General features: G+C 67.9%; 21 protein-coding genes. 11 read left to right on the top strand and 10 right to left on the bottom strand.

Features of this window, described 5'->3' with window-relative positions; genetic code table 11:
- Nucleotides 1–129 precede the first annotated feature (129 nt).
- Nucleotides 130–1,002, bottom strand: coding sequence for a helix-turn-helix transcriptional regulator (locus ACZ3HV_RS18130; protein WP_465685680.1), 873 nt, complete (start codon nt 1,000–1,002; stop codon nt 130–132).
- A gap of 135 nt (nt 1,003–1,137) precedes the next feature.
- Here ACZ3HV_RS18130 and ACZ3HV_RS18135 point away from each other — a divergent pair, with 135 nt between their 5' ends.
- From ACZ3HV_RS18135 to ACZ3HV_RS18155, 5 genes are all read left to right on the top strand, one after another.
- Nucleotides 1,138–2,004, top strand: coding sequence for an aldo/keto reductase (locus ACZ3HV_RS18135; RefSeq protein ID WP_465685682.1), 867 nt, complete (start codon nt 1,138–1,140; stop codon nt 2,002–2,004).
- A gap of 14 nt (nt 2,005–2,018) precedes the next feature.
- The gene (locus ACZ3HV_RS18140; protein ID WP_465685684.1) at nt 2,019–2,339 is read left to right on the top strand and encodes a carboxymuconolactone decarboxylase family protein; all 321 of its coding nucleotides are present in this window, start codon (nt 2,019–2,021) and stop codon (nt 2,337–2,339) included.
- A gap of 178 nt (nt 2,340–2,517) precedes the next feature.
- Nucleotides 2,518–3,372 (top strand): alkaline phosphatase family protein, encoded by an 855-nt coding sequence (locus ACZ3HV_RS18145; RefSeq protein ID WP_465685686.1) that lies wholly within the window; start codon nt 2,518–2,520, stop codon nt 3,370–3,372.
- Nucleotides 3,373–3,435: 63 nt separating this feature from the next.
- Nucleotides 3,436–5,232, top strand: a complete 1,797-nt coding sequence (locus ACZ3HV_RS18150) for an MFS transporter (protein ID WP_465685688.1) — start codon at nt 3,436–3,438, stop codon at nt 5,230–5,232.
- Between the two features lie 73 nt (nt 5,233–5,305).
- A complete protein-coding gene (locus ACZ3HV_RS18155; protein WP_465685690.1) occupies nt 5,306–6,829 on the top strand; it encodes a carboxylesterase/lipase family protein in 1,524 nt (507 codons plus the stop codon).
- Nucleotides 6,830–6,833: 4 nt separating this feature from the next.
- On the opposite strand, the gene ACZ3HV_RS18160 is transcribed toward ACZ3HV_RS18155, so the two are convergent.
- Both ACZ3HV_RS18160 and ACZ3HV_RS18165 read right to left on the bottom strand, forming a co-directional pair.
- The gene (locus ACZ3HV_RS18160; protein WP_465685692.1) at nt 6,834–6,998 is read right to left on the bottom strand and encodes an FAD-dependent oxidoreductase; all 165 of its coding nucleotides are present in this window, start codon (nt 6,996–6,998) and stop codon (nt 6,834–6,836) included.
- The gene (locus ACZ3HV_RS18165; RefSeq protein WP_465685694.1) at nt 6,985–8,070 is read right to left on the bottom strand and encodes an amidohydrolase family protein; all 1,086 of its coding nucleotides are present in this window, start codon (nt 8,068–8,070) and stop codon (nt 6,985–6,987) included. Before ACZ3HV_RS18165 ends, ACZ3HV_RS18160 begins: the two co-directional genes overlap by 14 nt.
- A gap of 180 nt (nt 8,071–8,250) precedes the next feature.
- Between ACZ3HV_RS18165 and ACZ3HV_RS18170 the strand changes: the two genes are divergently transcribed.
- Nucleotides 8,251–9,018, top strand: coding sequence for an SDR family NAD(P)-dependent oxidoreductase (locus tag ACZ3HV_RS18170; RefSeq protein ID WP_360359481.1), 768 nt, complete (start codon nt 8,251–8,253; stop codon nt 9,016–9,018).
- 22 nt (nt 9,019–9,040) lie between these two features.
- Complete coding sequence (locus ACZ3HV_RS18175; protein ID WP_465685696.1) at nt 9,041–10,063, top strand: Gfo/Idh/MocA family protein; 1,023 nt, start codon at nt 9,041–9,043, stop codon at nt 10,061–10,063.
- On the opposite strand, the gene ACZ3HV_RS18180 is transcribed toward ACZ3HV_RS18175, so the two are convergent.
- The 3 genes from ACZ3HV_RS18180 to ACZ3HV_RS18190 all read right to left on the bottom strand — a co-directional run bounded on the left by ACZ3HV_RS18180 (nt 10,060) and on the right by ACZ3HV_RS18190 (nt 12,469).
- Complete coding sequence (locus tag ACZ3HV_RS18180; protein ID WP_465685698.1) at nt 10,060–11,448, bottom strand: hypothetical protein; 1,389 nt, start codon at nt 11,446–11,448, stop codon at nt 10,060–10,062. The two genes, ACZ3HV_RS18175 and ACZ3HV_RS18180, sit on opposite strands and share 4 nt — an antisense overlap.
- On the bottom strand, nt 11,445–11,798 hold the full coding sequence (locus ACZ3HV_RS18185) for a hypothetical protein (RefSeq protein WP_465685700.1): 354 nt from the start codon (nt 11,796–11,798) through the stop codon (nt 11,445–11,447). The genes ACZ3HV_RS18180 and ACZ3HV_RS18185 overlap by 4 nt, the downstream gene beginning before the upstream one ends.
- A gap of 83 nt (nt 11,799–11,881) precedes the next feature.
- Nucleotides 11,882–12,469: a CGNR zinc finger domain-containing protein gene (locus ACZ3HV_RS18190; protein WP_465685702.1), complete on the bottom strand. Its 588-nt coding sequence runs from the start codon at nt 12,467–12,469 to the stop codon at nt 11,882–11,884.
- 99 nt (nt 12,470–12,568) lie between these two features.
- On the opposite strand from ACZ3HV_RS18190, the gene ACZ3HV_RS18195 reads away from it, so the two are divergent.
- On the top strand, nt 12,569–13,498 hold the full coding sequence (locus ACZ3HV_RS18195) for a pyridoxamine 5'-phosphate oxidase family protein (protein ID WP_465685704.1): 930 nt from the start codon (nt 12,569–12,571) through the stop codon (nt 13,496–13,498).
- Here ACZ3HV_RS18195 and ACZ3HV_RS18200 read toward each other — a convergent pair.
- Both ACZ3HV_RS18200 and ACZ3HV_RS18205 read right to left on the bottom strand, forming a co-directional pair.
- Nucleotides 13,495–14,106: a hypothetical protein gene (locus tag ACZ3HV_RS18200; RefSeq protein ID WP_465685706.1), complete on the bottom strand. Its 612-nt coding sequence runs from the start codon at nt 14,104–14,106 to the stop codon at nt 13,495–13,497. The two genes, ACZ3HV_RS18195 and ACZ3HV_RS18200, sit on opposite strands and share 4 nt — an antisense overlap.
- 3 nt (nt 14,107–14,109) lie before the next feature.
- The gene (locus ACZ3HV_RS18205) at nt 14,110–15,144 is read right to left on the bottom strand and encodes a PASTA domain-containing protein (protein WP_465685708.1); all 1,035 of its coding nucleotides are present in this window, start codon (nt 15,142–15,144) and stop codon (nt 14,110–14,112) included.
- Between the two features lie 342 nt (nt 15,145–15,486).
- Here ACZ3HV_RS18205 and ACZ3HV_RS18210 point away from each other — a divergent pair, with 342 nt between their 5' ends.
- Nucleotides 15,487–16,269: an alpha/beta hydrolase gene (locus ACZ3HV_RS18210; protein ID WP_465685710.1), complete on the top strand. Its 783-nt coding sequence runs from the start codon at nt 15,487–15,489 to the stop codon at nt 16,267–16,269.
- 13 nt (nt 16,270–16,282) lie between these two features.
- On the opposite strand, the gene ACZ3HV_RS18215 is transcribed toward ACZ3HV_RS18210, so the two are convergent.
- Nucleotides 16,283–16,633 carry a hypothetical protein gene (locus ACZ3HV_RS18215; RefSeq protein WP_465685712.1) on the bottom strand — a complete coding sequence of 117 codons (351 nt, stop codon included), beginning with the start codon at nt 16,631–16,633 and terminating at the stop codon, nt 16,283–16,285.
- Nucleotides 16,630–18,543 carry a C1 family peptidase gene (locus ACZ3HV_RS18220; protein WP_465685714.1) on the bottom strand — a complete coding sequence of 638 codons (1,914 nt, stop codon included), beginning with the start codon at nt 18,541–18,543 and terminating at the stop codon, nt 16,630–16,632. Before ACZ3HV_RS18220 ends, ACZ3HV_RS18215 begins: the two co-directional genes overlap by 4 nt.
- Before the next feature lie 92 nt (nt 18,544–18,635).
- Here ACZ3HV_RS18220 and ACZ3HV_RS18225 point away from each other — a divergent pair, with 92 nt between their 5' ends.
- Nucleotides 18,636–19,505 (top strand): LLM class flavin-dependent oxidoreductase, encoded by an 870-nt coding sequence (locus ACZ3HV_RS18225; protein WP_465685716.1) that lies wholly within the window; start codon nt 18,636–18,638, stop codon nt 19,503–19,505.
- 117 nt (nt 19,506–19,622) lie between these two features.
- The gene (locus tag ACZ3HV_RS18230; protein WP_465685718.1) at nt 19,623–20,018 is read left to right on the top strand and encodes a hypothetical protein; all 396 of its coding nucleotides are present in this window, start codon (nt 19,623–19,625) and stop codon (nt 20,016–20,018) included.
- Nucleotide 20,019 lies beyond the last annotated feature (1 nt).

Genomic DNA, 20,019 nt, shown 5'->3' on the forward strand with positions numbered 1-20,019 from the left:
TCGGCACCGGCCCTGCTGGTCCAGGTCCGTGCCGCTGGGCGCTGGCGGAGGTGCGTTGACGATGCTGCGCTTCTTCGGCGCAGGATCCGAACTCGTCCGCATCACCAAACAAGCCCCCCGCCAAGGCGCTTAGAGCTCGCTTTGGTCTCGGACCGGGTCGTCGGCGTGTTGGGTGGCCCAGCTGGCCAGGAACCGGAGTGCTTCGGTGGCGGGGCTGGCGGGTTGTGCGGTGTAGGTGATGATGACCAGGCCGTCGCCGGGCAGTTCCATGGCTTCGCCGGTGAGGTCGATGTCGCCGACAAGCGAGTTATGGAGCCGTTTGGCCGCGGTGCGGTGGTACTTGACGTTGTGCCGTGCCCACCGCGTGCGGAACTCGTCGCTTCTGGTCGCGAGTTCGCCGACGAGGTCGCTGAGGCTCCGGTCGTGCGGGCTGCGGCCTGCCTCTGCGCGCAGCGCGGCGACGGAGTCGTCGGCGACGGTCTCCCAATCGAGGAAGAATGCGGGCGCGCGGTGATCGAGGAAGAGGAATCTGGCCAGGTTCAACGGCAGGTGGTCGCGGGCGAGGATGCCGTCGTACAAGGCAAAGGCGAGGTCGTTGGCAGCGAGGATGTCGGTACGGGCGTTGCGGACATAGGCCGGTGTGGTGAGTGAGTCCAGGATCAGCTGTACGCCGGGCCGGACCTTGGAGACCGCCGTACGGCGTGAGCCGCGCACCGGGCCGGTCGAAGCGCGCGCGAGGTCGAGCAGGTGGGATCGCTCGGCGTCGTCGAGGTGTAGTGCTCGTGCGAGCGCTTCGAGGACCTGTTCGGAGACGCCGGACAGGTTGCCGCGTTCGAGGCGGGTGTAGTAGTCGGCGCTGACGCCCGCGAGCAACGCGACCTCCTCACGACGGAGCCCGGTGACGCGGCGCTTGTCGCCGAACGTCGGGAGACCGGCCTGCTCAGGCGTCACGTTCGCGCGCCGGCTGGTCAGGAACTCCCGTACGTCGTCCTTGATGCTCACAGCCTTCACGGTACGAGCCGGTGCGTTCGCGGTGGGAGGGTCTGCTGGTACCTGTTACACCGGAAACTCCCACCTGTGACACGAATGAGTGTTCGCTGGGCTCATGACCTCCCAGGCTTGAAAGGTGGACAACTCATGCAGACGGTCAGGTTGAACAACGGCGTCACGATGCCCATCATCGGTTTCGGCGTCTTCCAGATCCCGCTGGAGGAGACCCAGGCCGCCGTCGAGGCAGCGCTCGAGGCCGGCTACCGCCATCTCGACACGGCCGCGTCGTACGGCAACGAGGAAGCCGTCGGCGCCGCGATCGCCGCCAGCGGCCTGCCCCGCGACGACCTGTTCGTCACCACCAAGCTGTGGATCCAGCACGCCCCGACCGGCAGCGTCGAGGACGACACCAAACGCGCCTTCGGCATCTCACTACGGCGCCTCGGCCTCGACCACCTCGACCTGTATCTGATCCACCAACCACTCGGCGACTACTACAGCGAGTGGCGCGCGATGCAGCAGCTCCACACCGAAGGCCTGATCCGGGCCATCGGCGTGTCGAACTTCCACTCCGACCGGCTCGTCGACCTCATCGACCACAACGAGATCCCGCCCGCGGTGAACCAGATCGAGACCCATCCCTTCCACCAGCGCGTCGCCGACCAGGAACTGATGCGCGAACGCGGTGTACAGCTCGAATCCTGGGGACCATTCGCCGAATGCCGCAACGACCTGTTCACCGACCCAGTCCTCAGCGCCATCGCCGAGGCACACACCACATCGGTCGCTCAGGTCGTGCTCCGCTGGCTCATCCAGCGCGACGTCGTCGTCATCCCCAAATCCGTGCGCCCCGACCGGATGGCCCAGAACCTGGACATCTTCGACTTCGCCCTGACCGACGACCAGATGAAGCAGATCGCCTCCCTCGACACCGGCGCCAGCCTCTTCTTCGACCACCGCGACCCCGCCATGGTCTCCCGCCTCGGCGGCCGGCGAACCGACTTCGACGCCTGACCGGAGGAATCACCATGTCCGAACCCACCCCGGCCCAACGAGCCATCGGCGACTTCGCCCCCAAGCTCGTCGAACTCACCGACGACGTCCTGTTCGGCGATGTCTGGAAGCGCACCGAACTACCCGCGCGTGACCGCAGCCTCATCACCGTGGCGAGCCTGATCACCTCGAGCAGCTTCGAACAGCTCCCCAACCACCTACGCCTCGCCCAACAGAACGGCCTCACCGAAACCGAACTCAAAGAGGCGCTCATCCACCTCGCGTTCTACGCCGGCTGGCCGAAGGCAATGTCCGCCATCCAAGTTGCCAAGACCGTATTCGCTGAAGGTCGGTAGGACTTTCGCGCGGCGGTCACGGTGTGTGGTGGGGTGGCGTTGTTTGGGTGATCTTTGGTGTTCATCTTGTGCACATCTGGGGGGCTTGTGGGGTTCGGGCCTTGGGGGGTGGGCGGGGCAGAGGATGTGCGGCGGCCCTGGCGGTGGTCGGGGCCGGCCCATCCTGTGAGGAGGATTCGTGATACGTAAGCGCATTGCGGCCGCGGTCGTGGTGGTGGCGGCTCTCATCGGTTCGGCGACGGCTATCGGTACCGCCACCTCGTCGACCGCGCAGGCGGCGGCGAGCGTGCCGGTGTTCGATCACATCGTGCTGGTGATGTTCGAGAACCACGCGTACTCGCAGATCAACGGCAGCTCCAGTGCCCCCACCTTCAACAGTCTGGCCGCCCAGGGTGCGAAGTTCACCCAGGCGTACGGCGTCACCCACCCCAGCGAACCCAACTACCTGGCGATCTTCTCCGGGGCGACCCAAGGCGTCACCGACGACAGCTGCCCGCACACCTACGGCGGCAACAACCTCGGCAAGCAGTTGATCACCGCGGGCAAGACCTTCAAGGGCTACTCCGAGAGCATGCCCTCCGACGGCTACACCGGCTGCTCGAGCGGCCAGTACAGGCGCAAGCACAACGGCTGGGTCAACTTCTCCAGCGTGCCCGCGGCCGGCAACCTGCAGTTCAGCGACTTCCCGAGCTCGGCGAACTACGCCAGCCTCCCGACCGTCTCGTTCGTCACCCCGAACATGTGCAACGACATGCACGACTGCTCGGTCGGCACGGGTGACACCTGGCTGACGAACAACCTGAACGCGTACGCGCAGTGGGCCAAGACGCACAACAGCCTGCTGATCGTCACGTTCGACGAGGACAACGGCGGTTCGTCGAACCACATCTTCACCGCGTTCGTCGGCGCCCACACCCAGGTCGGCTCGTTCTCCAACCAGGTCAACCACTACAACGTGCTGAGCACCATCGAGAGCGCGTACGGGCTGTCCCACCTCAACTCGGCTTCAGAGATCACCAACGTCTGGAACTGACCCGTTCCGCTCGCGGGCGTACGCCGTACGTCCGCGAGCGGACTCACGCCCGGAGGTGGCCCCATGTACCTGTCCACGATCGACCAGCCGCACGCGGGCAAACCGCTCCGCCGGCGCGCGATGCTGCTGGTGAGCGGCAACGTCTTCGCCCTCGGCACTGTCAGCCTGATCACTGACATCTCGTCGGAGATGGTCACCGCGGTGCTGCCGGTATACCTCGTGCTCGGCCTGCATCTGAGCCCCGCCCTGTACGGCGTGATCGACGGCACGTACACCGGCGCGACCGCTCTGCTGCGGCTTGTCGGCGGGTACGTCGCCGACCGGGCTCGCCGCCGCAAGTTCATCGCCGGGCTCGGCTACGGGCTGTCGGCGGTGGCCAAACTGGGATTGTTTGCCGCAGGCAACGCTGTCGGCGCGCTCGGCGCGGTGATCGCGATCGACCGTACCGGCAAGGGTCTGCGTACGGCGCCCCGCGACGCACTGATCACCTTGTCCACTCCACCGCAGCTGTACGGCCGCGCGTTCGGCGTCCACCGGATGATGGACACCATCGGGGCCTTCACCGGGCCGCTGGTCGCCCTCGGCATCCTGGCTGCGACCGGGCAGGCGTACGACGCGGTGTTCGTGGCCAGCTTCTGCATCGCCGCCTTCGGAGTGCTGGTGCTCGTCCTGTTCGTGCGAGACCGCCGCGACGAACCGCCTGCCAAGGGCACGGTGGCGCCCTCCGCTCTCCGTGGCTTACTGCGGATGGCGCCCGTACGGCGACTGGTGCTGGCCGCCGGCCTGGCTGGGATGGTGACCATCGGCGATGGCTTCGTCTACCTGCTGCTGCAGCGGCGGGAGGAGCTGAGCATCGGCTGGTTCCCATTGCTTGCCGTTGGCACCAATCTGTCTTACCTACTGCTGGCCACGCCGCTGGGTGTGCTGGCCGACAAGATCGGCCGGCTGAAGGTCGTACTCGGCGGCTACACGCCGGTGGCCGCCGCGGCCAATGGGCTGAGCCTCGCGACCGGGCCGCGGATCCTGTTCCGCAGTACTGCGGCGGACAGCAAGGGTCACCTCGCGATAGTGGCCAAAGACCGTCCGGACGGGCCGCGCTCGGTGTCCGCGCTGACCTGTCTGCGGGTGTACGCCGCCGGAGGCACCGGCGCGTGTCTGCGCCAGGACGGCGCGCTCAGCACCTTCCAAGTCGCAATCCTCGACCAGAATCTCACCGTGGAGAAGGCGATTCCGCTCGTCGGCGTCCCGAACCGTACGCGCGTCTCCGCGGACGGCCGCCTGGTGGCCTGGACAGTCTTCGTCGCCGGCGACTCCTACAACCACGGACGGTTCTCCACCCGCGCCGGACTGATCGACCTCGAGAACGAGGAGACCCTCGACTCGCTCGAGTTCCTGTCGGTCACGCTGGACGGCCATCCCTACACCGCCGCCGACCTCAACTTCTGGGGCATCACCTTCGCCGCCGACGACAACCACTTCTACGCCACGATGTCCACCGCCGGACACCGCTACCTCGTGCAGGGCGACATCGCCGCCAAGACCGTACGCACGATCGCGCAGAACGTGGAATGCCCATCGCTGTCCCCCGACGGCAAAAGCATCGCCTTCAAATCCGCGATCAACGGGGACCCCACCAAGGGCTGGCACCTGTCCGTCCTCGACCTCGCGTCCGGCACGCGCACCCCGCTAGCCGAAACCCGCAGCGTAGACGACCAGCCCGCCTGGCTGGACCCAAACACCATCGCCTACGCCATCCCCTCCAACCCCACCGACTCCGACGTCTGGACAGTCCCAGCCGACGGCACAGGAACCCCACACCTCCTCATCCCCCACGCCGAGTCCCCAGCCCCGCTCAACTGACTGCAACGCTAATTGGCTTGCCTGCGATCGCGTGCGTTGCGATGCTCGGCCGGGTAGGGAGAGGAACCGCGACGTGGCCGACACCGCATCCAGCAAGCAGTCCGAGCCGGAAGTCCGGACCCCGGCCGGCGTCCTGCGCGGCAGTCGGGAGGCAGGCCTGGCAGTCTTCCGCGGCATCCGGTACGCCGAGCCGCCGGTCGGCGCCCTCCGTTTCGCCGCACCGGAGCCGGTGCGCGGCTGGGACGGCGTACGCCCGGCGGTCGCGTACGGCCCGCCACCCCCGCAGTCCGGTCTGCTCGGGGTGTCCGAAGACACCTCCGGCGACGACTGGTTGACGCTCAACGTCTGGACACCGGACCCCGATCCGGCGGCCGGGCTCCCGGTGATGGTGTGGATCCCCGGTGGCGGTTATGCCATCGGCAACTCCAGCCTCCCGGAATACGACGGCGGACACCTGGCCAGGAACGGAGCCGTGGTCCTGACCCTCAACTACCGCCTAGGTATCGAGGGTTTCGGGCAGCTCGACGCAGCCCCCGCCAACCGGGGACTGCTCGACCAGGTCGCGGCCTTGCACTGGGTGCAGGACAACATCCGGATGTTCGGCGGCGACCCCGACCGGGTCACGATCTTCGGGGAGTCGGCCGGCGGCGGATCGGTCGCCGCGCTGCTCGCCATGCCGCGCGCCGCCGGGCTCTTCCACCGAGCGATCGCCCAGAGCGTGCCGGGGACGTTCTTCTCCCCCGAACTGGCTGCCGACATCGCCGCCGCATGCGCCGCCGAACTGGGGGTACCTCCCACCGTCTCCGGCCTGTCAACGGTGGCCCCGGCCCGGCTACCCGCCGCGGGCGACGCGGTCTCCGCGAAGATCATCCAGTGGCGGGAGCGCTGGGGGCAGATCACCCACCGGCCGATCCCGTACGCGCCGATTGTCGACGGTGACGTCCTGCCGGCAACCCCTTGGCAGGCACTGGCCGACGGCGCCGCCCGGGACGTCGTACTCGTCGTCGGCCACACCCGTGACGAGCACCGGTTGTTCAGCCTGATCGACGGCGTACTCGGCCAGGTCACGCACGAGCAGACCGAGACAGCACTGCACATGCTCGCCCCCGATCCGGACGGCGTACGCCGGTACCGCGAGGTATTCCCAGTCCTGGCCGATGAAGACCTGTACGAACTCGTCAACGCAGACTGGCTGTTCCGCATGCCAAGCCTCCACCTGGCCGACGCCCAGATCGCGGGCGGCGGCCAGGCCCACCTGTACGAACTGACCTGGCCCGCCCCCGGGTTAGGCGGCGGCCTGGGCGCCTGCCACGGCCTGGACGTGCCGCTCGTCTTCGGCAACCTGACCAGCGGACAGCCCGCCGTGCTGATCGGCGACCCGCCGTCCCCGGCGGCCGAAGAGCTGTCCGCGCAGATGCGCACGGCGTGGACGGCGTTCGCCACTCACGGCGACCCGGGCTGGCCGCTGTACGACGCCGACCACCGCCGCACCCAACTCTTCGACACGCCATCGACCGTCACCGCCTACCCAGAGGAAGCCTCGCGACTCCTGTGGCAGGACCACTCCTTCCCGGCACTCCCGCTACTCGAGCCGTAGCCGGTCAACGCGAGAGGACCTTGGCCACGATCCCCGCCCCGGCATCGGTCGCGCGACCGGCCAGGCCCGCGTCGACGAGCGCGACCCGGGCCCCCTTCCGCACACCGGCCAGCGCGGCGCTCGCTCCGACGATGCCGCCGCCGATGATGATCAGGTCAAAGTCCGGCATCGCTGTTCCTCGGCGGGGTGGCCGCGAGAGCCGGGATGAACGCGCGGGCGTTGTCTCCTTCGACCTGAGCTGCCAGCGCGTCCGGCAGCCCGAGACCCGAGATCGTCCAGCGTCCGGTCGGCGGTGGTTCTTCCGACGAGTAGGCGAAGGCCTCGTCGGTACTGGCCAGGAAGCGCAGGTACATCCGATAGTCGTCGATCTCCGGTGGCGCACAGTCGGTTCCGAGCAGCACCCGGTCGGGATGGCGCTCGATCAGTGCCCGGGTTCGCCTCGGCTGGCGGCCGAGCTCGGCGATCCGCGCCGCGATGTCGATGCGATATTTCGGGTAGCGATCGAGCATCCCCTCCACCCAGTCGAGGTTCTCCGCCAGGCAGCCGACGTGGGCGCCGATGAAGCGCACCTGCGGGTGTGCGGCAACAACCGCCTCGAACGCGTCCAACAGCCGCCCGAGTGGCGGGAACTCAGGTCCGTGGAAGTGCCAGTCGGGATGCCGCAGCAGCTCCTCGAGCCTCTCGTTGCGATGGTCGAGAGGCTGGAAGAATGCCGCCGGATCCACGGTGTGGATCAGTGCCGGCACACCCGACTCGGCCAACGCGGCCCACAACGGTTCGAGCCGATCGTCATCGAGGAAGACCAGCTCCGAGTTCTCATCGCGGATCCGGAGCCCGATGTCCTTCCAGAGCTTGAGACCTGCCGCGCCACGGCGTACCGAATCCGTCAGCGAGGCCGCCATCCGGTCGCCCCAGCCCGGCGTCGAGGTATCGGACCAGTCGACGCGCGCGAAGGTCACGAAACGCCCTGGATAGCGGCGGTCGTAGCGATCGAGGTTCGCCTCGAGCTCATCGGTCCACTCACCGTCGAGATTGACGATGGTCGCCACGCCCGCCGCGTCCATCGTCTCGATCAGGGCGGCCGGGTCGGGCGCCCGCCAGACGCCGGTGGTGCGCCGCCCGAGATGGTTGTGTACGTCGACGATCGGCGCGGCCGGATCGGTCACGGTGGTGGTGGCAGTGGTCAGCATCGAGACCGGAGCGAAGTCGCGCAGCCGGATCTCAGCCAGTGGCTCGGGCATTCATCCTCGATTCGCAGTTCAGGAAGGGAACCAGCGAGTTTCGGGATGACGGTAGGACCGGCGATCGACCCTCGCCGAGGATCTGATCAGTCCGACTGAGCGCTGCACCGAGTTTGGTCCCGGTGCATGCACACTTGATCAAGATCCTCGGTGTCGGATGACATCCCACGAAAGGACACAATGAACGCTCTGCAGAAGTTTTCGCTCGAGGGCAAGGTCGCCCTTGTTACCGGTGGGAGCCGGGGGCTTGGGCGCGCGATGGCTGAAGCGCTTGGCGATGCGGGTGCGGCGGTCGCAGTGACGGCGCGAACACTTGCGTCGGCCGAGGCTGCCGCCGCGGAGCTGAGTGCGCTCGGCATTCGCGCGTACGGCGTCCAGCTCGAGGTGTCCGATGTCGAGGACGTCGAACGTGCGGTCGAGCAGGTGAGCACCGAGTTCGGTGAGATCGATGTGCTGCTCAACAACGCCGGCATCGGTGTCGCCGGCCGGGCCTTCGAGACGCCCGATACCGCGTGGCATGAGGTGTTCTCCGTCAACGTCGACGGCGTCTGGTACTGCAGTCGTGCGGTCGCACGCCGGATGGCCGAGCGGGGTGGCGGCACGATCGTCAATGTCGGCTCGATGTCGGCCGAGATCGTCAACCAGCCCCGGTGGCAGGCGTCGTACCTGTCGTCGAAGGCCGCCGTCCATCAGTTGACCAAGGCGCTGGCGGCCGAGTGGGCGCCGCACGGAATCCGCGTGAACGCGATGGCGCCGGGGTATTTCCTCACCGAGATGTCGCCCGTCGACCAGCCGGAGTTCAAGGAGTGGTGCGTGGATCCCGCTGCCATGAAGCGCTACGGGTTGCCGCCGGAGCTGGGACCGGTGGCGATCTTCCTGGCGAGTGAGGCGTCCAGCTTCATGACCGGCTCGATCGTCAAGGTCGACGGCGGCTTCACCCTGTTCTGATCACCTTCCTGAAGGGTCTTGCATGGTAACCATCGGCATTGTCGGCGCCGGCCTGCGCGGAAGGCTGTTCGCCGAGGCTCTCCAGGCCCAGTCGGACGCCACCGTCGTCGGCCTCGCGGAACCCTCGGCCACGGTGGCCGAGGAGGCGCGGGACGCCACGGGTCTGCCCGTCACCGCGTCGCACTCCGAGTTGCTCGAGGCATTCGATCCGGACGCTGTGATCGTGGCGACCCCTGACTTCGCCCACCGCCAGATCGCCGTCGACGTCGCCGAGGCCGGTAAGCATCTCCTGATCGAGAAACCGGTCGCCACCACCCTGGACGACGCCCAGGCCATTGCCGAGGCGGTGCACCGCTCGGGCGTTCGATGCCTCGTCGGCTTCGAGAACCGGTGGAACCCGCACGTGGTGCAAGCCAAGGCGGCGATGGCGTCACTTGGCGAGCCGATCACGGCATCAGCCACCCTGAGCAACTCGTTCTTCGTGCCGACCACCATGCTGTCGTGGGCGGCTCAATCGTCGCCGGCCTGGTTTCTCATGCCGCACACCGTCGACCTCGTCCTGTGGCTCACCGGCAGAAGGCCCGTGTCGGTCAGCGCGGTGGGATCTCGTGGTGTCCTCGCCCAGCGCGGCATCGACACCTGGGACGTGGTGCACGCCCTGCTCACCTTCGACGACGGATCGACCGCGACGCTCTCCTCCGCGTGGACCCTCCCGGACGCCGGTGACGGCATCGTCGACTTCCGCTTCCAGGTCATCGGCACCGAGGGCTCGGTCACCGCGGACCTCTCACACCAGGGCCTGACCGTGGTCAGCGACAAGTACCGATCGACGTGGCCGGTCTCCGGCCGAATCGGCCGCTCCCAGGTCGGCCCCGCCGTGTGGATGGTCCAAGACTTCGCCGCGGGCCTCGTCGACGGCGGCGACCTCGGCCCCGGCATCGACCACGGCGTACTGGTCACCGAGATCATCTGCGCCGTCGAGGACTCAATCACCACCGGCCAAACCAAGCACATCACCGAGCCCGGAGCTCATGCGAGACCTTAGCCAACGGCCCCGCTATCGCCGGTCATCCGGTTGCTGGCGAGCTTGGCGGCGGCCAGCGGTACGCCGATCCGCTCGACGTTTGGCATCCCTTGCTCCAACAGACTCGTTTGAATGGCTTCGTACAGGGTGTGGAACGTCAGGGCGCGGTTCGGATCGAGAAGGCTGGTGATCCGCTCATCGGCGAGACCCCAGGTCGCGAGCGCTCGGCGGACGTCGCCGGCCAGCTGGATCGCTCCGGCGCCGGCGCTGGGGAGCTCGGACTTTGCGACCGCGTCGACGACACGCTGATCGGAGCAGCATTGCAGTTGGTCGAGGATGCTGATCGTTCGCAAGTAGTCGACGGGCTGCGAGGACTGGACGTCGCGCGCTGCGGCATACCGCTCCCAGTCGAAGGGCCGCGCTGACTCGGAGAAGTCGGACGACTCCTCGGTCGCGGTGATGAAGGTACCGATGAAGTTCTCGGCGTAAGACTTCAACTCCGGGCTCACCTGCTGCAGGAGGTACGACGATCTCGCGGCGGCAGCGGGATGGGTGACGCCACGGCGCACGAACAGCGCCTGCTCGGTGGACTGGATGGCCAGCATCGCCATCAGTGCTCCGGTGAGTGCGGATCGGTCAGCTCGCCCAGAGGATCCGAAGCTCTCCTGCTCAGCCGCCCGTCGCACAGTTCGGAAGGCGAACTCGTCGGCCTCCATCTCCTGACGCTGGCTGTCCGAGCACACCGGCAGATGCTCGCCGGGCGAGAAGCCGCTCAGTGCCGAGGTATGGCCGAGCACGTGATGACTCAGCTCGTGCGCTACAACAAAACGAGCCGCACTGAGTCCAACCAGGTGACTCGTGAACCTCGCGCGGCGCGACGTACGCCAACCGAGCTTGCCGGCGAGACCGAAGACACGCTGGTTGACGTTGTAGTACCGCAGCAGACCTGTTAGGAGCGTCTCGTCGCTACCTGCCTTGTCCCGGCGGAACCAGCCGACCTTCGGCCGTAGGACCACCCCGGCGTACTGGCAGTACAGGAACGCGAGGGTCAGCACCGCGTCGGAGACCATCGCACAACCGGAGCCGTCGCTGAACGGTGTCATCTTCGCGGAGACGTCTTCCTGCAGAGTCGACCCGACCCGAGCCACCTTCAACCTGTCGGCGTCGACTCCGAGCTCGCGCATCGCCGTCTTGACCTGATCTGCGGCTGACATCAGCAGACCCGCCGCCGGGTTGCCATACTGACCCTTGTCGAACCGGTTGAAGCCGCGCTCCATCTTGTCGAGCGCCTTGAGGCCCGCTGTATCGCCGAGTTCGGCCAGCTTTGCTCGCATCTCTTCCAGCTGCACCGACCGATCCGGCTCGCGGACCCGGTACCAGCGGTCCGCCATCGTCTCGTCGGTCATGGCTTCGGTGGTGCGGAAGCGCAGAAGGTGCCCAGTCCGATCCTCACGATCAGTACGGCGAGGATGGCCGCGTCGACCGGGTCGTGCCCATGGCCTTGCAGGACCTCGTAGACGGCGCCGGCGTCGATGATCCGGTCCGAGGTTGACGTACCGAGGACACCTTGCACGATCTCGGCGTGGCAGACGATCCGCTGCAGCTCGCGCTTCTTGTTGGCGAACCAGGACCGGCCGAACTTGCGGTTGCTGTCCCGATCATCCGGAGAGACTCCCGGCCCCTCCCCCAGGAGCGCCGCTCCCAAGGCCTCGTACAACTCGTCGTCAGTGCTGTCCCAGTACGCCTCGACAGTCATCCATCACCCTCCGACTCGTAGCCTGCGCCGAGCCGGACTCCCCCCGGAACGACAGTCGTTACATCGCGCCGTACGACGCAGCGTTACGACGCGCTCTTGCGGGTGGATTGGTAGTGGCGGGCGGCTCGGGTGCGGTTGCCGCAGGTGATGGAGCACCACTCGCGGCGGGGGTGGGTTTTCGAGAAGTAGAGGACGCAGCCGGGCGCGTAGCAGGCGCGGAGACTTGTGCCGTTGCCGGTCAGGAGGTGTTGGGTCTCGCGGGCGAGCTGGGCGAGGGCTGTGGTGATCGGGGATGCGGTGGGAGTGGCGGCCAGTTGCAGGCCGTGCTTGGTGAGCTCGAGTTGAGTACGCGGCAGTTTGGTGGCTGCGGTGTTGATCGTGTCGACTGCCTGCTCGACGGTCATCGAGGTGATTGCGGGGCGTTCGTCTTCGGTGACGTGGGCGACCAGGCGGCGTACGGCGTCGCGGAGGTGCACGGCGCGGCGGAACTCGGCAGGCCTGGTTTCGGCGCCTTGACGGTCGAGGCCTACTGCGTCCAGCCACGCGTCGACGTCGGACGGGTTTGTGAAGTCGTCGTGGAGGCCTGTGGTGTCGGCCCAGATCGTCGCCGTCAGGCGGATCGGGGCCGGCTCCTCGGGGAGCGGCCAGGTGCGTGCTGTGACTCGGGGCACGGAGCGTAGATTATCACGGATAAACCGGCTTGCATCCGTGAGAAGAATCGGCTACAACTTCTAACGGATAGATACTTGTTCATCCGTGAGGGAGAGCGCATGACCGACGTGGGCTTTCATGCCGGGGAGCTGGCGGTGCAGCGCAAGGCCGGCACGGGGCAGGAGGCGGCCCGGTTGTCGCCGATGCTCGATCCGGTGCAGCTGTCGCGCGGGATCACCGGGTTCCTCGCCGAGCGGACGTTCCTCGTCATCACCGGTCGCGACGGTGACGGCCGGCTGTGGACGTCACCGGTGACGGGGCCGGCTGGGTTCATCGAGGTGCGATCGGCGACCGAGCTCGCCGTCCGAGCGTCGCCGCCTGAGGGCGACCCGCTGCACGGGCTCGCGGCGGGTCAGAAGGTCGGCATGACCGCGATCGAGTTCGCCGCGAGACGGCGGGTGAGGCTCAACGGCACGTTGACCATGGCCGACGACGAGGTGCTTGTCGTCGAGATCGAGCAGGCGTTCGGCAACTGTCCGCAGTACATCCAGCAGCGTCTCCTCACGCCCGACACCGTCCGTTCGGGCGAGGCCGACGTACGACGTGACACGACGCTCGCACCGGAGGACGTCGAGCTGATCGGCCACGCGGACACGTTCTTCCTGGGGACGATCAACCCCGAGCGCGGCGCCGACACCTCACACCGCGGCGGCCCGCGCGGCTTCGTCCGCGTCGACGACGGTGGCTTGTGGTGGCCGGACTACCAGGGCAACAACCTCTTCAACAGCTTCGGCAACCTCGAGGTCAACCCCGAGGCCGCGCTGCTCTTCTTCGACTTCCCTACCGGCCGCACCCTTCACCTGTCCGGCACGACCAGGATCGAGTGGGGTCCCAAGGGCCGCCCCGGCGACGATGCCCAGACCGGCCGCATCGCCCGCTTCACACCAGAGCGCCTGGTCGCCGGCCGCCTCCTGCCCGCGCACGAGATCGCCCACGTCCCCTACCCCCGCAACCCCGCCCTCACTCCCCACACTCAGCGTCTGCGTTAGGCGGCTGCGGAGCTTTTGGTGAGGGGGCGTGGTGGGTTCAAGGGGACGACGAGGTTGAGGCTGGCGGCGTGGCGGGCAGTTGCCAGGCGGGCGCCGTCAAGGGTCAGGGTTGCTGTGATCGTGCACTCGCCGGTGCGGATCGCCAGCTTGCCGGAACGGACGACCGCGTCCAGGGCGGTGAGCTCGGCGACGATTTCGAGGACGAACTTGAAGCAGTGGACCAGGGTCTTCTTCACTGCCAGGTCTACGTGGGGCGAGTAGGTCGCGTGAATGGTGTGCGACGCCAAGGGGACGATCTCCTCGGCGTCGGTGATGGCGAGGGTGCGGCGAGCGGCGTCGACCAGCTTCGGGTGCTGCTGCCAGGCGGCGGTGAGGACGTCGCCGAGATCCAGTTCCAGGAGGCCGTCGATCGCGGCGGCGACCTCGCGGTCGACCTGGCCGGCTGTCGACTTGGACAGTCGGCGGATCGGCCGCAGGGCTGTGCGGGTGGCGTGGCGCTCGCTGATCGCCTGGACGAGCGCCTCGGCCGATCCGGCTCCGAACAGGAGTGCGTTGGGCGTCAGCGCCTTGGGTGCAGGTTGATCGTCGACAATCGGCGTACTGGTCATCGGTCAGTCCCCCTTGTGAATGTGGATACCTGCGTCAGCGAGCGGCGTCGGCGGCGCTGTTTCGTACTCGGTGATCTTTGGATCGACCGCGGGCGCCGGGGGCACGACGACCTTGAGTTTGTTGCGAACCCATCGCTTGTCCAGGCGTCGCCGCGCCACGCGGTAAGTGACAGCGCCGAACGCCAGTACGCCGAGCGCCAGGAGGCCCGCGCGCAACCAGGGGAACGGTTCGACCGAGCGAGCGGGAGTTGCCTGCTCGCCGACCGGTTGGGCGACGCCGACCGGTTTGGCGACAGGGATCGGCGGAAGAGCCACAACCGCCGACTTGGTGGTGATGCGTACGGCGTGGCCGACGCCGACCATCGAACCGGCTGATGGGGACTGGCTGGCGATGACATCTCCCTTACCGGGCGTCACCCGCAGCACCAGCCCGAGGGCGGACACCTTCGCGGTGGCTTCGGCGACCTTCAAGCCGAGCACCCTGGGAACGCGGACCAATCGCGGCGCCGCTGTTGCCGGTGTCACCTTTTCCGACGGAACAACCCTCGACGGGGTGACCGCCGGTGGCGAGGCCGTCCTCGGCGTGGCCGTCGGCGGGATCACGGCCGGCTTCTCCGAGCCGGTCACCACGAACAGGTCGTCGTCCGTCAGCTTCGAGTCGGTCGTGCACCGGGCCACGATCGAGTACTTCTGCGCCGATGCGTCCGCGGGAACGGTGAACGGCACCTCGACCACCCCGCTCGCGGGGACCACGGCCGACCCGACTTCCTCGTCGAGGCCCGCCCAGAAGATCTGGACCACGCCGCCGCCGGCCCCTGAGCGCGTCGCGCCGGGCGCATGGCAGTCGTCATACCCCCAGGCTGTGGCGATCACCTTGGTGCCAGGCGGGCCGTCGGATGGATCGAGCCAGAGCGTCACCGTGGCGTCACTTGTCGCGCTGGCAGACCCGGCCGCAGTCGGAGCGACGACAAGCACGAGGGCACCCGCCAAGGCGCCAACGAACCAGCGGGCCCCCGTGGCCGCGCGTGAACCGACCATCTTCGTACCTTCCTCGCGCCCGCAACCGTTCGCCGGAACGGTTCCACCCGAGGTGCGGACTCACCAGTACGGAGACACAGCCCACCCACTTGATACGGCCGAACGGGAAGTTCGATGGCAGGAGGCCGCCGACCAACACGGTGCGTGACCGGTGTGCCCAGTTCTTGACACTGTCTGGGAGGGCGGGGAGGGTCGGAGGAGGTCGAGGGGTGGCTCACGCGATGGGGGTGTCGCGACAACGTCATCGCGGCCGACACCTTCTCCGCCACACTGCGAGCCCGCTTCGACATCGTCGGCGTCGATCCGCGAGGCGTCGGCGGGAGTACGCCGATCACTTGCGGTGTGCCGCCGCTGACCCCCGAATACACGTTCTTCCCGCGAACGCAGGCGGAGTTCGACGCGACGGTCGCCCACAATCGCGCGGTCGCGAAGAGCTGCCTGCAAGAGACCGGACCGCTGCGGGGCCAGGATGTCCGCGCTGTCTACGACAAGCTCGTCCGGGACGCCGACGCGAATCCGATCCCCGTCGAAGGAGCCCTGCGCCCCGTCAGCGGTGACGACATCCGGATGAACACCCCGAACTGGCTCGCTGCGAAGACGCCCAACGTCCTGGCGGGCGAGCTGTCGTGGCCGGTGTTCTCGGAGGTCTTGCGGCGAGCTGTCGCCGGGGACGCCCAGTTCTTCGCTTTCCCACCGCCTCATGGGCCGACCGACTTCCTCTTCGCCCGGATCGCGAATCACTGCGGTGACTATGTAGCCGATATCCACACCTTCGCCGAGATGCAGCAGCGGATCGAGATGGGCCGGCAGTTGGCGCCGCACCTGCAGGGAGGTTCGGAGTTCTGGCAGGGCGGCTTCTGCATCGGCTGGCCCTTCAAGGTCGCCAATCCGCAGCGCAGCCTGGACGTGAAGGGCGTGCCCACGCTGATCGTCCACTCGACGCACGACCCGTCGGTCTCGTACCAGTGGGCCTTCGGCCTGGCCGCCCAGATCCGCGGCAGCAGCGTGCTGTCCCGCATCGGTGACGGACACACGTCGTACTACACCTCGGACTGCGCGCTGGACGCGACAGACCAGTTCCTGCTCACCACGCGGCCCACGCCGGCCCCCGTCTGCGCTACCTGACGGTTGAAGCTGCTCAGGGGAGGACCGTGACGCGTAGGTCGTGTTGTGCGGCCGGCGGGCCTGGGTCGAAGGGGCGGCGCAGGGTCAGACGGTAGAGCGTGGACCCGGCGGAGCGGCCGGTGATCGTCAGCCTCTCCGGGACGAGGACCAGGTCCGGGGGCTCGGTGACGCCGGGCTCCTGCGGGGGTGGTCCCGCAGGAGCGCTGCCGAGCGACCGGAGCACCGCGTCGGCGATCTCCGTGCCGGTCGGAGCTTCGACGGACCACGAGTAGCCACCACCGGCGTACGACGGCAGTTCGAGGTCTACCGAGTGACCTGTCCGCACGGTGATCTCGTCCGGCAGGTCCGGCGAGGGGAAGCTCATGCCGGACCGATCACCGGCCCTTCGTGCCAGCCCGCGCCATCGCGCCAGTAATGCTGCAACTGCCCGTCGTAGCGCAGCACGATGACCTCGAGATTCATCCCCCACGAACCCTCACAGAGCCCGGCGACGGCCGCGACATCGTGACCGAAGTCGGCGCTGTGCCGCCACTGCAGGTCGCCGCCCGCGTTCCAGCGCCACCAGTGCTGGACGACGCCGTTGACCGCGACGCAGAGCTCGAAGTTGCCGTTCGGCCCCTGCTCGTCGGCCATCCCGTACTGGCCCTGGATCATCACCGGCGGGCTGCTGACGCCCGCGCCGAAGATCCCGTCCTCGTACCAGGTGAACGTCGGCTCGTAGCGCCAGAAGTGCTGCATGGTGCCGTCGTTCCGGACCGCGACGCACTCCATGTTGCCGTGCGGAGCGCCGTACGTCCCTTGGACGAGGGTCGATCCGGAGGACCTGATGTTGGAGCCGAACAACGGACCGTCGTGCCAGCCACCGCCGTCACGCCACAGGTGCCTGAGCTGCCCGCCTTGCGACACGACCACTTCGAAGTTGCCTGGAGCGTTGTAGTCGCCTTGAACAAAACCGGGTACGCCGTTACAGCCGGACGGCCCGAACACACCACCGTCGTTCCAAGGCCCGCCACCACCGCCGCCGGTCCACCAGTGGTGCAGGCGCCCGCCGGTGGTCAGGTACACGACCTCCAGATTGCGGTTGTACGTCGTCCCGATCAGTGTCGGGCAGACGGCGGCGTCGTTCGCGAACGATGCCGCGGTGCCCCATTTCCAGCCGGGTCCACCCTCACGCCACACGTGCTGGACCCGGGAGCCGTTCGAGCCGACGACCTCCAGGTTGCGATGCAGGGCGCCGTTGCCGCTCTCGTACAGGTTGCCGTTGTGCAGCCGGCGCTTGGTCCACGGATCGGGGTTGACGTTACGGACGCCGTACCGGCCGAAGTCGTCGATCCGGCACTCGCCGTACGCGATCCAGCCGATCCCGTTCATGCCCCAGTTCGGGCCCCAGGAGTTCTTGCACAGCCACGCGCCGAGGCTGTCGTCGTACCCGATGATGAGGAACAGGTGGCCGCCGCGGTACACGTTCGACGGATCGGTCGAACGCCGGTACACGCCCGTGCCGACCCCGCTGAAGTCGGCGTAGACATCGATGAACGTGACCAGCGGCCCGACGGTGTCGAGCCAGTTCTTCGAGTCGGCCACCGACACCACGTCGAACGCGGGACCGCGGACAGATCTGCCATTGCGGTCAGGAGTCGGTGTGTACGGCGGTGAGTCGGTGCGCCACGGCCAGGAGCCCGGGTCGCAGAACCCGTTGCCGGCGAAGAAGGTCGAGACCTCGCCCTCGTTGCCCAGGTCCGGACAGGTCTTGCCCACGCCGCGGTGTGGATCGCCCTCCGACAACCGCGTCCACATCGCGTGCTCGATCCGCACCATCGACTCGACCAACGCCACACCCGCGAACGCCCAGCAGGCGTTGCACCCGTTCTGGTCCCTGGTACTGGTGATCCAGTTCTGGCCCCACCGAGACCGCCAGTCCACGCTGCTCGGGACCCCGGCATCGGGCGGCGTCGCCCCAGCCTCGCCCGCCTCGTCCAGCCCGAGCCTGCGCAGCAGCCCCTCGGAGAAGAGCTCCGTGAGCTCGTACCGCGAGATGATCCCCCGCTCGACCTGGCGGACGGCGAGGTACGGGTTCGGCGAAACCCCCAGCGACGCGAGCTCCAGCTCCGCCACCTCTGAGGTCGGTACGACGCTCTCCGGATCGGCACCGAGGCCGTGGTGCTCCACCACCTCGTCGTCGCCTCGATCGTGCGGTGGCAGCCATCCCAGCTGCTCCGCCGCGATCATCGACCGCAAGCGGCCGAACGTCAATGCACCCTCGTTTTCCGGCATGACTCTTCTCCCCCGGTCGGTTGGCACCAGGCAGTGGTTGTGCCTAATTTGTCGGACAGCAGGAGCAGTTCGAGAAATACAAGGAGCGTCAGATGAAGATCGGCATCGGACTTCCGTCGACCATCCCCGGCGTGCGAGGCCAGGTGGTCCTGGACTGGGCCAGAGGCGCCGAGCAGGCCGGCTTCTCGACTCTGGGGACGCTCGATCGTCTCGTGTACGGCAACCTGGAGACGGTGCCGACGCTGGCGGCCGCGGCAGCGGTGACCGAACGGATCGGGTTGACGACCGCGATCATGATCGGCCCGTACCGGGGCAACGGCGCGCTGCTGGCCAAGCAACTGGCCACCGTGGACGTGATCTCCGGCGGACGGCTGACGGTCGGTATCGCGGTCGGCGGCCGTCCGGACGACTTCGAAGCGACGGCATCGCCGTACGACCGGCGCGGGAAGGCGTTCGACGCCCAGCTCGCCGAGATGCGCGCCGTGTGGGCCGGTGAGCCGCGAGGGTACGCCGGTCCGATCGGACCCGCCCCTGTCCAGCCAGGTGGTCCCCCACTGTTGATCGGCGGCGGCTCGCCCGCCGCCTACCGCCGGATGACCGAGTACGGCGCGGGCTGGATCCTGGGCGCGGGCGGGCCGGAGGTTTTCGCGGCCGCGGCAACGAAGGCGCGCGAGTCCTGGCGTACGGCGGGACGCGAAGGCGAGCCGCGCCTGGTCTCCATCGGCTACGTCAGCCTCGGCGAGGATGCCACCCAGCATGCCGAGCAGTACCTCGGCACTTACTACGCCTTCGCCGGCGACTACGTCAGCCGCATCATGGCCGGCGCCCTCACCACCCCACAACAGGTCTCCGACACCGTCGCCGGCTTCACCGCGGCAGGCTGCGACGAGCTGATCCTCTTCCCCTGCAACCCCGATCTCCAGCAGATCACGCTGATCGCAACCGCCGCCGGCCTGAACTGAAGCCGAACAGATGGGGATGCTGCTCTTTCGCGGTGGGGGTTTGCGTCGTAGGGTCGGGCGCTAACCGGGTGTCGTGGGGGCGGCCGGACCTTTCGCTGCAGTGCTGGGGGATCACCAATGCAGATCCAGGGCAGTCTGACAATTGACGGCGTACTGGTAGTACCTGTCGAGGCGTACACGTTCTCGGTGACCGGGACCGTCGCGGTCGCGACCGGGAAGTCGCGGATCTATCTGGAAGGCGACTACGTCGTCGAGACGGTGCGGGCCGCGGTGCACACGGCGCCGGCCGGGGCCGCGCTCGTCGTCGACGTGAACAAGAACGGCACCACCATCTACACCACCCAGGCGAACCGGCCGGGTATCGCCGCCGGCACGAACAGTGCCACCGGCAACAATCCGGCCGTGACCACGTTCGCGGCCGGTGACTACCTGACCGTCGATGTCGACCAGGTCGGATCGTCTGCCGCCGGTGCCGACCTGACGGTGACCGTCCGGGTCCGCCGGGCCAGTTAGG

Source organism: Kribbella sp. NPDC020701, from assembly GCF_055562215.1.

Excerpts from the sequence above, each read along its gene's own strand:
- ACZ3HV_RS18135 (WP_465685682.1), top strand. The coding sequence starts at position 1,138 with ATGCAGACGGTCAGGTTGAACAACGGCGTCACGATGCCCATCATCGGT.
- ACZ3HV_RS18140 (WP_465685684.1), top strand. The coding sequence starts at position 2,019 with ATGTCCGAACCCACCCCGGCCCAACGAGCCATCGGCGACTTCGCCCCC.
- ACZ3HV_RS18150 (WP_465685688.1), top strand. The coding sequence starts at position 3,436 with ATGTACCTGTCCACGATCGACCAGCCGCACGCGGGCAAACCGCTCCGC.
- ACZ3HV_RS18160 (WP_465685692.1), bottom strand. The coding sequence starts at position 6,998 with ATGCCGGACTTTGACCTGATCATCATCGGCGGCGGCATCGTCGGAGCG.
- ACZ3HV_RS18165 (WP_465685694.1), bottom strand. The coding sequence starts at position 8,070 with ATGCCCGAGCCACTGGCTGAGATCCGGCTGCGCGACTTCGCTCCGGTC.
- ACZ3HV_RS18170 (WP_360359481.1), top strand. The coding sequence starts at position 8,251 with ATGAACGCTCTGCAGAAGTTTTCGCTCGAGGGCAAGGTCGCCCTTGTT.
- ACZ3HV_RS18175 (WP_465685696.1), top strand. The coding sequence starts at position 9,041 with ATGGTAACCATCGGCATTGTCGGCGCCGGCCTGCGCGGAAGGCTGTTC.
- ACZ3HV_RS18180 (WP_465685698.1), bottom strand. The coding sequence starts at position 11,448 with ATGACCGACGAGACGATGGCGGACCGCTGGTACCGGGTCCGCGAGCCG.
- ACZ3HV_RS18185 (WP_465685700.1), bottom strand. The coding sequence starts at position 11,798 with ATGACTGTCGAGGCGTACTGGGACAGCACTGACGACGAGTTGTACGAG.
- ACZ3HV_RS18195 (WP_465685704.1), top strand. The coding sequence starts at position 12,569 with ATGACCGACGTGGGCTTTCATGCCGGGGAGCTGGCGGTGCAGCGCAAG.
- ACZ3HV_RS18200 (WP_465685706.1), bottom strand. The coding sequence starts at position 14,106 with ATGACCAGTACGCCGATTGTCGACGATCAACCTGCACCCAAGGCGCTG.
- ACZ3HV_RS18205 (WP_465685708.1), bottom strand. The coding sequence starts at position 15,144 with ATGGTCGGTTCACGCGCGGCCACGGGGGCCCGCTGGTTCGTTGGCGCC.
- ACZ3HV_RS18215 (WP_465685712.1), bottom strand. The coding sequence starts at position 16,633 with ATGAGCTTCCCCTCGCCGGACCTGCCGGACGAGATCACCGTGCGGACA.
- ACZ3HV_RS18220 (WP_465685714.1), bottom strand. The coding sequence starts at position 18,543 with ATGCCGGAAAACGAGGGTGCATTGACGTTCGGCCGCTTGCGGTCGATG.
- ACZ3HV_RS18225 (WP_465685716.1), top strand. The coding sequence starts at position 18,636 with ATGAAGATCGGCATCGGACTTCCGTCGACCATCCCCGGCGTGCGAGGC.
- ACZ3HV_RS18230 (WP_465685718.1), top strand. The coding sequence starts at position 19,623 with ATGCAGATCCAGGGCAGTCTGACAATTGACGGCGTACTGGTAGTACCT.